The sequence below is a fragment of the Halomonas sp. DP4Y7-1 genome (assembly GCF_019800705.1).
Taxonomy (GTDB): Bacteria; Pseudomonadota; Gammaproteobacteria; order Pseudomonadales; family Halomonadaceae; genus Halomonas; species Halomonas litopenaei_A.
In genome coordinates, this window is record NZ_JAHVKS010000003.1 from 216498 (window position 1) to 228928 (window position 12431).

General features: G+C 60.2%; 14 protein-coding genes. All 14 read right to left on the reverse strand.

What is annotated here, in order from left to right:
• Positions 1-10 precede the first annotated feature (10 nt).
• The 14 genes from KUV72_RS07375 to argC all read right to left on the reverse strand — a co-directional run bounded on the left by KUV72_RS07375 (position 11) and on the right by argC (position 12205).
• On the reverse strand, positions 11-550 hold the full coding sequence (locus KUV72_RS07375; protein ID WP_206942064.1) for a F0F1 ATP synthase subunit delta: 540 nt from the start codon (positions 548-550) through the stop codon (positions 11-13).
• 11 nt (positions 551-561) lie between these two features.
• The gene (locus KUV72_RS07380; protein WP_045992711.1) at positions 562-1032 is read right to left on the reverse strand and encodes a F0F1 ATP synthase subunit B; all 471 of its coding nucleotides are present in this window, start codon (positions 1030-1032) and stop codon (positions 562-564) included.
• Between the two features lie 66 nt (positions 1033-1098).
• Positions 1099-1347, reverse strand: a complete 249-nt coding sequence (gene atpE, locus KUV72_RS07385; protein WP_045992712.1) for a F0F1 ATP synthase subunit C — start codon at positions 1345-1347, stop codon at positions 1099-1101.
• A gap of 78 nt (positions 1348-1425) precedes the next feature.
• Positions 1426-2289 (reverse strand): F0F1 ATP synthase subunit A, encoded by an 864-nt coding sequence (atpB, locus tag KUV72_RS07390; protein WP_206942065.1) that lies wholly within the window; start codon positions 2287-2289, stop codon positions 1426-1428.
• 13 nt (positions 2290-2302) lie between these two features.
• Positions 2303-2689: a F0F1 ATP synthase subunit I gene (locus KUV72_RS07395; protein WP_206942066.1), complete on the reverse strand. Its 387-nt coding sequence runs from the start codon at positions 2687-2689 to the stop codon at positions 2303-2305.
• Positions 2690-2937: 248 nt separating this feature from the next.
• On the reverse strand, positions 2938-3861 hold the full coding sequence (locus tag KUV72_RS07400) for a ParB/RepB/Spo0J family partition protein (protein ID WP_206942067.1): 924 nt from the start codon (positions 3859-3861) through the stop codon (positions 2938-2940).
• Between the two features lie 53 nt (positions 3862-3914).
• The gene (locus KUV72_RS07405) at positions 3915-4685 is read right to left on the reverse strand and encodes a ParA family protein (RefSeq protein ID WP_206942068.1); all 771 of its coding nucleotides are present in this window, start codon (positions 4683-4685) and stop codon (positions 3915-3917) included.
• A 76-nt stretch (positions 4686-4761) separates the two neighbouring features.
• Complete coding sequence (rsmG, locus tag KUV72_RS07410) at positions 4762-5430, reverse strand: 16S rRNA (guanine(527)-N(7))-methyltransferase RsmG (protein ID WP_206942069.1); 669 nt, start codon at positions 5428-5430, stop codon at positions 4762-4764.
• Entirely contained in the window at positions 5427-7322 is a 1896-nt protein-coding gene (gene mnmG / locus KUV72_RS07415) for a tRNA uridine-5-carboxymethylaminomethyl(34) synthesis enzyme MnmG (protein ID WP_222237901.1), read from the reverse strand. Before mnmG ends, rsmG begins: the two co-directional genes overlap by 4 nt.
• A gap of 528 nt (positions 7323-7850) precedes the next feature.
• Entirely contained in the window at positions 7851-8651 is an 801-nt protein-coding gene (locus tag KUV72_RS07420) for an amino acid ABC transporter ATP-binding protein (protein ID WP_261317389.1), read from the reverse strand.
• A gap of 11 nt (positions 8652-8662) precedes the next feature.
• Complete coding sequence (locus KUV72_RS07425; protein WP_206942071.1) at positions 8663-9334, reverse strand: amino acid ABC transporter permease; 672 nt, start codon at positions 9332-9334, stop codon at positions 8663-8665.
• A 224-nt stretch (positions 9335-9558) separates the two neighbouring features.
• Complete coding sequence (locus KUV72_RS07430; protein WP_222237902.1) at positions 9559-10314, reverse strand: transporter substrate-binding domain-containing protein; 756 nt, start codon at positions 10312-10314, stop codon at positions 9559-9561.
• 242 nt (positions 10315-10556) lie between these two features.
• On the reverse strand, positions 10557-10910 hold the full coding sequence (gene erpA / locus KUV72_RS07435; RefSeq protein ID WP_206942076.1) for an iron-sulfur cluster insertion protein ErpA: 354 nt from the start codon (positions 10908-10910) through the stop codon (positions 10557-10559).
• A gap of 260 nt (positions 10911-11170) precedes the next feature.
• Positions 11171-12205 (reverse strand): N-acetyl-gamma-glutamyl-phosphate reductase, encoded by a 1035-nt coding sequence (gene argC / locus KUV72_RS07440; RefSeq protein WP_222237903.1) that lies wholly within the window; start codon positions 12203-12205, stop codon positions 11171-11173.
• Positions 12206-12431: the final 226 nt, after the last annotated feature.

The following is a 12431-nucleotide window of genomic DNA, read 5'->3' on the forward strand; positions in this document are numbered from 1 at the left end:
TCCCTCAGACTCAGGCGGAAAGGGCTTCCTGGAGGCGGTTCAATCGACCGCGTACCGAACCGTCAATGACGGTGTCGCCGGCACGCAGGATCACGCCGCCCAGGAGCGTCTTGTCCACCTGAGTGGTAATGGAGATTTCGCGGTTCAGACGCTTGGCCAGTGCACTCGCGAGCGATTGTTCCTGGGCTTCGGCCAGCGGAAAGGCAGAGACAATCTCCACCTCGACCCGCTTTTCCTGCTGGGCCTTGAGCACCTCGAACTGCTCGGCGATGGCGCCGAGCGCCGTCAGGCGACCCTTTTGGCCGACCAGACGAACGAAGTTCTTGAGGTCGTCATTGACGGCGTCACCACAGACGTCGACGACAACATCAGCCTTCTGTGCGCTGGACAGCTTGGGGTTGCCGAGCACTCGGCCGCGCATGTCGTCATCGCTGACGACCTGCGCGACGCGGGCCAGCATGCCGGACCAGTCCTCGAGCGCGTCCTTGGCCACGGCGTGCTCAAAGGCAGCCTTGGCGTATGGGCGAGCGATAGTTGACGTTTCCGCCATGGGGCACCTCCTCAGAGCTCTTTGGCGAGTTTGTCGACGATGGCAGCGTGCTGCTTCTCGTCGATGGAGGACTCCAGAATTCGCTCAGCGCCCAGCACCGCCAGGCGTGACACTTGTGCGCGCAGATCTTCTTTCGCGCGTGCCACTTCCTGCTCGATTTCAGACTTGGCCTTGGCAATCATGCGCTCGCCTTCGAGGCGGGCGTCTTCGCGTGCCTGTTCGAGCTTCTGGTTGGCCTGTTTCTGGGCCTGTTCCAGGATCTCGGCCGCCTCTTGCTTGCTCTTGCGCAGAGTCTCGTCGGCCTCTTTCTCGGCCACTTCGAGATCCCGCGCCGCACGGCTGGCAGCATCCAGGCCATCGGCGATCTTCTTCTGGCGTTCCTGCAGAGCTTGCATGACCGGCGGCCAAATAAACTTCATGCAGAACCAGACGAAGAACGCAAAGGCGATAGCCTGGCCGACTAGGGTAAGGTTCAGGTTCACGCCAGCACCTCTCGCGTTACGGGTTTGGGGTTAAGGGGTCGACGGCTCATGACGAGCGGTCGGACATTAACCGACAAACGGGTTAGCGAAGGTGAAGAACAGCGCGATACCCACACCGATCATGGTCACGGCGTCCAGCAGGCCGGCGACGATGAACATCTTGACCTGCAGCATCGGAACCATTTCCGGCTGACGTGCAGCGCCTTCCAGGAACTTGCCGCCGAGGATACCGAAGCCGATAGCGGTACCGAGGGCACCCAGGCCGATCAGCAGGGACACGGCGATGGCGGTCATACCCAGAACTTGTGCTTCCATGGTGGTCTCTCCAGTTTTTAGTTGAAACTAAGGTTTATCAGTGGGTTAGGGTTAAGGGTTAGGGGTAATGCGAAACCGTCAGTGCTTTTCCACCGCCATGCTCATGTAGACGATGGTCAGCATCATGAAGATGAAGGCCTGCAGGGTGATGACCAGAATGTGGAACACCGCCCAGGTGAAGTGCAGCGGCAGCTGCCACAGGCCAATCATGGCGATCAGGATGAAGATCAGCTCACCGGCGTAGAGGTTGCCGAACAGTCGCAGGGCCAGGGAAATCGGCTTGGCCAGCAGGGTCACGAACTCCAGCAGGAAGTTGACCGGGATGAACAGCGCCTGAACCAGCTTGTTCGGTGAGTTGAACGGGTGCAGGGTCAGCTCGCCAATGAAGCCGGAGAAGCCCTTGGTGCGAATGGTGTAGAAGATGATCAGGCCAAACACCGACAGCGCCATGCCCAGGGTGGCATTGACGTCAGTGGTCGGCACCACCTTGAAGTAGACGTGGGCAGGATCGGCTCCGAACATGGCGCCAATCTTGGCCGCCAGCATTGGCAGGAAGTCTACCGGCACCAGGTCCATGAGGTTCATCAGGAACACCCAGCAGAAGATCGTCAGCGCCAGCGGCGCGATCAGCTTGCTCTTGCCGTGGAAGGTGTCCTTGACCGAGTTGTCGACGAACTCGACCATCAGCTCGACAAAGTTCTGCAGCGCGCCAGGCACACCGGTGGTCGCCGTGTTGGCGGCCTTCTTGAACAGCCACAGGAAGATCAGGCCCAGGCCCACGGACCAGCCCAGCGTGTCCAGGTGAACGGCCCAGAAGCCCATGTCGGACGCTTCCTGAGCGGAATGCGCGATGGACCAGCCATTGTCGGGATGCAGCCCGAAGGTCAGGTTCTGCAGGTGGTGCTGGATATATTCCGTAGGGGTCGGATTCGTGCCTGCCATGTCTGCCTCGTTGTCAGGTGTGCGACGGTCGTTTCACTAGCCAGGGCCCCAGCCAATGAACGAACAGCGTCACCACATAAGCGCCAAAGAAAAAAGTCGGGTTTGAGGGAGGCACTGCGATGAACACTAGAGTGAACAGCGCCGCCGTCAAACCGAACTTGCCGGCTTCCGCACGATAGAAATTGTTGACGATGATCTTTGAATGACGCGCCCCTTGCGTGCGGAACACACACCAGGCAAAGAACACGTTGGGCAGGAAGGCCACAAGCCCACCCAGCGCCGCAGAGGATGTCCCCGGCACACCGCTGGTCACAGCGGCAACCGCGCTGATCAGCGCAACGGTGGCAAGCTGCACCATCAGCAGACGCTGCACCTGGGGTCGTTGAATCCTGGCCGCCAAGTGATTCTCCCGACGCGCCGCATTGCGCGCATTCAATATTCATCGTGTTGTCGGCGACAGACCACCGACAGACTCCGGCGCGATTATAGGGAAGCCCCCTTGGGGCTTCAACCAAAGACGCAACGATTTGTCGTCACTTCGCGCTGGCTTACGACCAAATGCGGAGAACTGGTCGCTAAAGTTGTTAGCGACCTAAGTGGTTTACTGCGCGAAATCGCACACACCTATGCCGCGCCTATCCGCTCTCTTCAGCGAATATGCTCGAGGATGCCATCCAGCTCATCCAGGCTGGAGTACTGGATCGTCACCTTGCCCTTGCCCGCCTTGCCGTGACTGATCTTGACCGGTGCACCGAGCAGGTCCGCCAGGCGCGTCTCCAGCCGCGACACGTCCTGCTGTGGAGCTGCCTTGGCCGCCTTTGGCTTGCCGCTGGCCAGTTGCTTCACCAGTGCTTCGGTGGCACGCACGGTCAGATCCTTGTTGACCACTTCGTGGGCCGCCTTGCGCTGTTTGGCCGCAGGCAGCGACAGCAGCGCACGGGCATGCCCCATATCGAGGTCGCCGCGCTCGAGCAGGGTCTGGACTTCGCCATCCAGGGTCAGCAGGCGCAACAGGTTGGTGACCTGGGCGCGGGAGCGCCCCACGGCGTCGGCCACCTGCTGCTGGGTCAACTCGAATTCATCGAGCAGGCGCTTGAGCGCCAACGCTTCTTCGACCGGGTTGAGGTTCTCGCGCTGGATGTTCTCGATCAGCGCCAGCGCCAGCGCCACCTCGTCGGAGACGTCGCGGATGACCGCAGGAATCACATCCAGCTCGGCCAACTGCGAGGCACGCCAGCGGCGTTCGCCGGCAATGATCTCGTAGCGATCGGTGCCAATAGGGCGAACGACAATAGGCTGCATCACGCCCTGGGCGCGGATCGAGTCGGCTAGCTCCTCCAACGCCTCAGGCTGAATATCGCGCCTGGGCTGATACTTTCCTCGGCTGAGCTGTCCCAGCGGCAGGCGTTCAAGTCGTTCTTCCGCCATGGCCGGGGCCACAGCATCGGCGCCGCCATCCTCGGCTTCCATCAATTCAGCGTCGACCTCGGGAAGATCCAGGCTTTCACGGCGTCTGGCGCCCGCCCCGATCAGCGCGTCCAAACCCCGTCCCAGGGCGCGTTTGCGTGTCATCGATTCATCCTCATCACAGCACGCTTTGAAAAGTCGACCGTCCCGCCGCGCGGCTACAGTGACAACCGGCGAATCAATTCCTTGGCAAGTACCCGGTGGGCCTGGCTACCCCTTGAAAAGCGCGCATACTTGGTGACAGGCAGGCCATGACTGGGCGCTTCGGCAACCCGCACGTTACGCGGTATCGTCGTCTTCAGCAGGGCATCACCGAAGTAGTCACGCAGCTGCTTGCTGACGTCTCGCGTCAAGCTATTGCGGGCGTCGAACATGGTGCGCAGGATGCCATAGATTTCGAGCCCCGGATTCACGCTGTCCTTGATCTGTTCGACCGTGTCCAGCAGCGCCGACAGCCCTTCGAGAGCGTAGAATTCACACTGCAGCGGAATCAGTACCCCGTCCGCTGCCGTCAACGCATTGACGGTCAGCATGTTCAATGACGGCGGGCAGTCGATCATGACCACGTCATACTCGCCTGCCACCTCGGACAATGCCTTGCCCAGGGCACGCTCGCGCCCTTCTCCACGGTCCAGCAGCTCAACCTCGGCAGCGGTCAGATCACCATTGCCCGGAAGCAGCGCATAGCCCGCCTCTGGGCAGTCAAGGATGACTTCCACGGGGCGCTTGTCGCCCAGGATGACGTCCAGCACGCTGCCTTCGAGGCTATGCTTATCAACGCCACTGCCCATGGTGGCGTGCCCCTGGGGATCAAGATCGACCAGCAGCACCCGGCGGTCGAGCGCCGCCAGGCTGGCGGCCAGATTGACGGCAGAGGTGGTCTTGCCGACCCCACCCTTCTGGTTGGTCAAGGCGATGATTTTCGTCACGACGTCATCCTTGCGTGGAAATTCTCGGGTGGCAGGCCAGCCAAATTGGGCCCGACAGGTCGTTCCAAGGTTGAGCCTAGCGATCCCCGGCGTCGGGTTCCAGCATAACCAGTTCTCGTCCCCCATCGGCGAACGGCACCCTCAACGGATGACGTGACAACACGCGAATATCATCATCCAGCCGCTCAAGCTCGCCATCTACTGCCGGTCCTTTCATGGCCAGCCACTGACCGCCAGGCGCCAGCAGGCTGCGTGTCATGCCGATAAAATCCTCGAGACTGGCGAAGGCACGGGAGATCAATTGGTCGTAACCGCCCGCTGGCGGCGCAAAGGACTCCACTCGGGCCTGGATCGGGGTCACCCGGGTCAACCCCAGCTCCATCACTGCCTGGCGCTGAAAGCGAACTTTCTTGCCGTTGCTGTCGAGCAGACTGATGTCCAGATCAGGTCTGAGTATTGCCAGTACCAGCCCCGGAAGACCTGGCCCAGCGCCGACATCCAGGATCCGCGGCCCCTCGACCCAGGGCAGCACGGCAGCGCTGTCCAGCAGATGGCGGGACACCATCTCCAGGGGGTCTCGCACCGCGGTGAGGTTATAGGCCCGATTCCACTTGTGCAACAAGACGACCAGGGCGACCAGATGATCGACCTGGCCGGGGCTGACGGCAATCTCGAGGGTCTTGAGACCCTCGACCAAGCGGGCGCGCAGACGCCCCTCCAGCGCGCTATCGATGGACGCTGTCATCCTGTCACCACTTTCTGATCATCCAGCAGCCGACGCTTCTTGAGATGGATCAGCAGGATCGACACCGCAGCAGGGGTCACCCCACTGATGCGTCCGGCCTGAGCCAGGGTCTCGGGCCGCGCTTCCGCCAGCTTCTGGCGAATCTCGTGGGACAACCCTTCAACGCGGGCATAATCGAGATCCGCCGGCAGTGCCATGGATTCGTGGCGCTTGAGCTTGTCGATCTCGTCCTGCTGACGATCGATATAGCCTTGATACTTGGCCTGAATCTGAACCTGTTCGGCCACGGTGTCGTCACTGACAGGATCTCCCTTGGCACCCGCCACATCGGCATATCCAAGCTCGGGACGCTTGAGCAGATCCATCAGGCTGTACTCGCGACCAAGGGGTTTGCCGGTGACGCGTTCGATCGACTTCGCCGCATCGCTGCCAGGCTGAACCCAGGTGGCTTTCAAGCGTGCACTTTCCCGCTCTACCGCCTCGCGCTTCTCGCTGAAACGGGACCAGCGCTCGTCGTCGACCAGTCCCAGTTCACGGCCGTGTTCGGTCAATCGCATATCGGCATTGTCTTCCCGCAGCAGCAGCCGGTATTCGGCGCGGGAGGTGAACATGCGATAGGGCTCCTTGGTGCCCATGGTGATCAGGTCATCCACCAGCACCCCCAGATACGCTTCATCGCGTCTCGGGCACCAGGCTTCCAGGGATTTCGCCCGACGGGCGGCGTTCAAGCCTGCCAACAGCCCCTGGGCACCGGCTTCTTCGTAGCCGGTGGTGCCATTGATCTGGCCGGCAAAAAACAGGTTGTGGATAAATTTGGTTTCCAGCGAGTGCTTCAGATCCCGCGGATCGAAGAAGTCATACTCGATGGCATAGCCCGGGCGTGTGATGTGCGCACGCTCGAGGCCCTCGATGGAACGGACCACCTGGAGCTGGACGTCGAAGGGCAGCGAGGTAGAAATACCATTTGGGTATAGCTCGTGCGTATCCAGTCCTTCGGGTTCAATGAAGACCTGGTGGCTGTTCTTGTCAGCGAAACGGTGGACCTTGTCTTCAATGGATGGGCAGTAGCGAGGACCGACGCCCTCGATCACTCCCGAAAACATCGGCGAGCGATCGAGATTGTTGAAGATGATCTCGTGGGTCCGCTCATTGGTGTGCGCAATGTGGCAACTGACCTGACGAGGATGCATCTCCCGCGAACCGAGATAGGACATCACCGGCGTTGGGGCATCTCCCGGCTGTTCCTCGAGTCGAGCGAAATCAACGCTCTTGGCATCAATACGCGGTGGTGTCCCTGTCTTGAGTCGGTCAACCCGGAAGGGCAGAGCGCGAAGACGTTCTGCCAATGCGTTGGAGGGCGGGTCGCCAGCGCGGCCACCGCGGCTGTTGTCCAAGCCGATGTGAATGACCCCTCCGAGGAAGGTTCCGGTGCACAGCACGACGGTGTCTGACAGGAAACGCAGACCGGTTTCGGTAACCACGCCACGTACCGTGTCCTGTTCGACGATCAGATCACCGGCAGCCTGCTGAAACAGCGTCAGATTCGGCTGATTTTCCAGCATTCCGCGAATCGCAGCCTTGTAGCGCACGCGATCGGCCTGAGCACGAGTGGCGCGCACCGCGGGTCCCTTGCGTGCATTCAGCACACGGAACTGGATACCGCCCAGGTCCGTCGCCAAGCCCATGGCGCCGCCGAGAGCGTCGATTTCCTTGACCAGATGACTCTTGCCGATCCCGCCAATAGCGGGATTGCAGGACATTTGACCAAGGGTCTCGATGTTGTGTGTCAACAGCAGGGTCTGGCAACCCATGCGGGCAGAGGCCAGGGCAGCTTCCGTTCCAGCATGGCCACCGCCGATGACGATGACGTCAAAGCGGTCGGGATACTCCAAGGTTCACCTCGTTCGGCGCAGCGCGCCAGCGTCGGAAATGATGGGTCATGCAAAAATTAGCCCGCCAGTATAAACCCTCCTGTGGGTAAACGTCAGGGTTTTCCACACCCTCGTCGGCCAGATCCTCACTTGGTTTTTCTCCTATAAAAAAATAAGAAGAATAAGAAAGGAAGTTCTGTAGTGGTAGTAACTACTGGTGTGGACAAAATTTGTGGAAAACCTATAAAACCCTAATTTTTACAATAGCTTGAAATGTTGATCGATTGTTGGACAAGAGGCGTACCAGCTCTTGATGCCATGTTCTTAGGCTGTGGATGAAAGCCGAGGTTGCCCACAAGCGTGAGGGTCCACGTGTTATCCACCGTGCTCAGGCAGCGTTGTCCTCGTGACGGTGAACATTTCAGCGGACACCTCGTAGTCGGCGCCACGACTGGGTTAGCGGCGAATGCGCAAAAAAGTTGTCCACAGCCAAAAAAAACGCCCTGTCGATATCTCGACAGGGCGTTTTCAGTGCTTCAGGAAGCGTTGTCAGTGCTTGAGTACCCGTGACAAGAAGCTCTGGGTACGCTCATTTTGAGGGTTGTCGAAGATATCTTCAGGCTTGCCTTGCTCCACGATTTCACCCTTGTGGATGTAGATGACCCGATCGGCGACCTCGCGAGCGAAGCCCATCTCATGGGTCACGATCATCATGGTCATGCCCTCCTTGGCGAGCTCACGCATGGCGTCCAGGACCTCACCGATCATCTCCGGATCGAGTGCAGAGGTGGGCTCGTCGAAGAGCATCAGGCGCGGCTCCATGGCCAGTGCTCGGGCCAGAGCGACGCGCTGTTGCTGGCCGCCTGACAGCTGTGTCGGATACTTGCTTGCCTGGTCCTTGATCCCGACCCTGTCCAGCAAGCGCTCTGCCGTCGCCTCAGCGGCATCTCGCGCCATGTTGCGCACTTTCATCGGCGCCAGAGTGACGTTGTCACGGACGCTTAAGTGCGGAAACAGATTGAATTGCTGGAAGACCATGCCGACTTCGGTGCGGATCGTCTGCAGGGCGCGACTGGCCTTGCCATGGGGCTTGAGATCGTTGCCATCGACGCGCAGCTCGCCCTGCTGGAATTCTTCCAGGCCATTGACGCAGCGAATCAAGGTCGACTTGCCGGAGCCACTGGCGCCGATGATCACGACCACTTCTCCCTGCGCCACTTCAAGGTCGATGTTCTTGAGCACGTGCAGGGAGCCAAAGTGCTTGTTCAACTTGCCAATGCGGACGATGGGCTCGCCCTGGGGCGTCGAAGCAGAAGACTGAGAAGCTTGGGACTGACGGTGATTTTCCATATGACGGCTCCTCACTGACCCACCAGGCCCTTGCGCTCAAGCATGCGCAGGGCAAACGACAAGGATAGGGTGATGGCGAGATACATGAGCGCCACCATCAAATAGACCTCCAGTGCGGTGAAGGTCGTCGCGATATAGATCTGGCCCTGACGTACCAGTTCTCCGACACCGATGACCGCGAACAGAGAGGTGTCCTTGATGCTGATGATGGCCTGGTTGCCGAGAGCAGGGATCATGCGTCTGAATGCCTGTGGCCAGATGATGTAGCGGAAGGTCTGGCGCTGTGACAGGCCAAGAGACAGTCCCGCTTCGCCCTGGCCGCGTTCGATGGACTGAACGCCTCCGCGCACGATTTCCGAGATATAGGCGCCTGAGTTGACGGCGATGGCAGCAATACCGGCGGTAATGGCATCGATGGGGCCTCCCAGCAGGCTGGGCAGGCCGTAAAAGATAAACAGGACCTGAACCAGCACGGGCGTGCCACGGAAAATCTCGATATAGGCCACCGCAGGAATGCGTAGCCATGCGTGTCGCGAGATTCTTAACAGACCAAAGATGATGCCGATGATAAAACCGATGGCGAGACCACCGAAGGAGATCATCAGCGTGTAGGGGATGCCGGTCAGCAGCTGAGGAATGGAGGACAGGGCTGCCGACCAGTCGAATTGAAAATTGACGTCCACGAGTGGGTCTCCGTCATGCTTATGAGATCAGGACAAGGCCGCTTGCCTTGACGCGAGGGTCGAGACTGCGCCTCGAAGTGACGTCCGGGCAGGATCGAAAAGGGCCGGTATGGCTCCGGCCCCTGGAAAGCACTGTCCTCTCGCCATCACGTTACTGCCTAGACGCTGGGCAGCCCCGTCGCGGGCAATTGGCCAGTGCTTTCACCGCGTTAAGCGGGTCTATGTCACTCGCTAGGAGCGCCGAACCACTTGGTGTGAATCTCGTCGTAGGTGCCGTCTTCCTTCATGGCTGCCAGCGCCTCGTTGACCGGCTCGACCCACTCGCTGCCCTTGACGAAGACAATGCCGTATTGCTGGCCTTCATAGAGCGGGCCTACGACCTTGACCTTGCCTTCGCCGCGAGTCTGAGAGAAGTAGCCGACATTGGGCGCATCGTAGAAGGCGGCATCGACGCTACCTCCCAGCAAGGCCATGTACATGTCAGGAGTGCCCGGATACGGCGTGATCTCGGCATCTTCGCCCAGGTTTTCCTGCAGGAAGTCGTAGCTGGTAGAGCCGATCTTGGTGCCGATTCGCATTCCGGCGAGGTCGCCAATCTCTGCCACGCCTTCCTCGTCGGCGCTGACCAGAATCTTGAGACCGGAATCATAGTAGGCATCGGAAAAGTCGACGATTTCAGCGCGCTCATCGGTGATGGTGATGCCCGCAATTGCGATGTCGACATTGCCGGTCTGGACGGCTGGGATGATGCCGTTGAAGTCCATGGTGCGCAGCTCGTAGTCGAAGCCGGCACGCTCGGCCAGTTCCTTGATGATATCCATATCGAAACCGACCATTTCGCCGGTTTCCTGATCCATCATCTCGAACGGTACGAAGCTGGGATCGGTGGCCACGTTCAGGGTCTCGGCCTGGGCGGTACCGACGATACCGAAGGTCATCAGGGCAGAGGCCAGTGCGGCAGAGGTAAGGGCGGTTTTCATGGTTTTCCCCAGTTGACGTTATTGTGAAATCCGTAACTACCATGGCGAGTTGCGGCGAGGGGGTCAAGCTGGGGAAGAATCCGCTGGGCCAACGCTGGGCGTGTTGCCAGGGGCATGCCCGGGGATTGACCAGGCCGAGGGAACCGGGTCTGAAGGGAGTCTTGGGAAGACTCTAGGGAATATCTTGCCTGCAACGAATGACGCAGCCCTTGGGCTGCGTCAGATGTCTGGCTTGCGGCGGGTTACACCATGAACGATGCACCGCAGCCGCAGGTCGTGGTGGCGTTGGGGTTCTGGACCAGAAAGCGAGCCCCGGCCAGGCCCTCTTCGTAGTCAATGGTCGAGCCCACCAGGTATTGGTAGGACAGCGGGTCAACCACCAGCGAAACGCTGCCGAAAGGGATTTCGGTGTCGTCGTCGTTGAAGCTGTCGGCGACGTCGAAGCCGTATTGAAATCCCGAACAGCCGCCACCTGTGACATACACGCGCAGGGCGATCTTTTCGGCACCGTCCTCGGCCATCAGCGCCTTGAGACGACGCTGTGCGTTGTCGGACAGCAGCAACGGAGTAGGAACAAAGGATTCGGCACCGCTCATGAGGAGCTCCGGGGGTCAGGTCACATGGAGTGTCATTCCAGGCGTCAGGCGCCCAAGACGAACAACACCGGGTATTATCCCTAAACCAGAGTAAAAGGGTCAACTTTTCCAAGGAGGTAGCGCCGAGCCGCCAGCGTGACGGCACGACAGCGTGACGGCACGACAGCGTGTTCCCTCTCATGTCTCTCGCGACCTATCGCGCCATCTTCCCGTTGTGACCTGTCTGTCCCGGAAAACCGTCGGGGCAGGATTTCCGTCGGTCAGGGCATGATGGCTGGGGCATCGAGTCCCGCCGTCTCATCAAAGTCGAACATCAGGTTGAGCGCATGGATGGCCTGCCCCGACGCCCCCTTGACCAGGTTATCGATGACCGCGAGCACGACAACCGTATTGCCGTTGCCAGGGCGATGGACGGCGATACGGCAGAGATTGGCGCCTTTGACACTGCGGGTCTCCGGATGGCTGCCTGCGGGCATCACATCGACAAAGGGTTCATTGGCGAAGCGCTCTTCGAAGCGCTGCTGAAGGTCGCCAGGATCGCCGGTGAGCTGTGCGTAGAGCGTGGCATGTATGCCACGGATCATCGGTGTCAGGTGTGGCACGAAGGTCAGGGCAACGTCCTGGCCTGCGGCATCCCCAAGCCCCTGCCGTATCTCAGGTAGATGTCGATGACCAGAAGCGCCGTAGGCCTTCATGGATTCGCTCGCCTCGGCCAGCAGGGAGGGAACCTTTGCGCCTCTGCCCGCACCGGTCACCCCGGACTTGCAGTCGGCGATGAGCTGCTCAGGATCGATCAGCCCTGCTTCCAGCAGCGGCAGGAAGCCGAGCTGTACGGCGGTGGGATAGCAACCCGGTACAGCAATCAGCCGCGCTTGCTTGATCTGGTCGCGATTGACTTCCGGCAGGCCGTAGACGGCTTTTTCAAGCAGTCCTGGAGCACCATGAGGCTGGCCGTACCATTCGGCCCACACGGCAGCGTCGCGCAGGCGAAAATCTGCTGACAGATCGATAACGCGAGTGCCGCGCTCGAGAAGGTCACCCGCCAGCGCATGAGCAACGCCGTGGGGCGTGGCGAAGAATACCGCATCACAGGCTGCGAGACGCTCTGGGTCAGGTTCACTAAAGCACAGTCCGTCATAGTGACCGCGCAGGTTGGGGTACAGTTCGGCCACGCCGAGACCTGCTTCACTGCGTGAGGTGATGGCATCCACCTCGACGCCAGGGTGGCGAGCCAGCAGTCTGAGCAGTTCGACACCGGTGTAGCCGGTCCCGCCGACGATTCCAACCTTGATCACGTGATGCTCCTTTGCACTTTGCTCTATCAGCGCATTGCCTGAACGATAAGTAGCCCATTGCCGGCGCAATAACCGGCCTGGCGCCAAGGCCCCGACGCATTCGGGAGGTCCCCGGGGCAGAGCCGAGACATGCCAGCCGTCTGGGTGCCGGGTCCCGTTCTATGATACACAAGAGACAGTCACTTCACTCGAGCCGTGGCCACTTGGGTGTGACAGGGACCCGCCC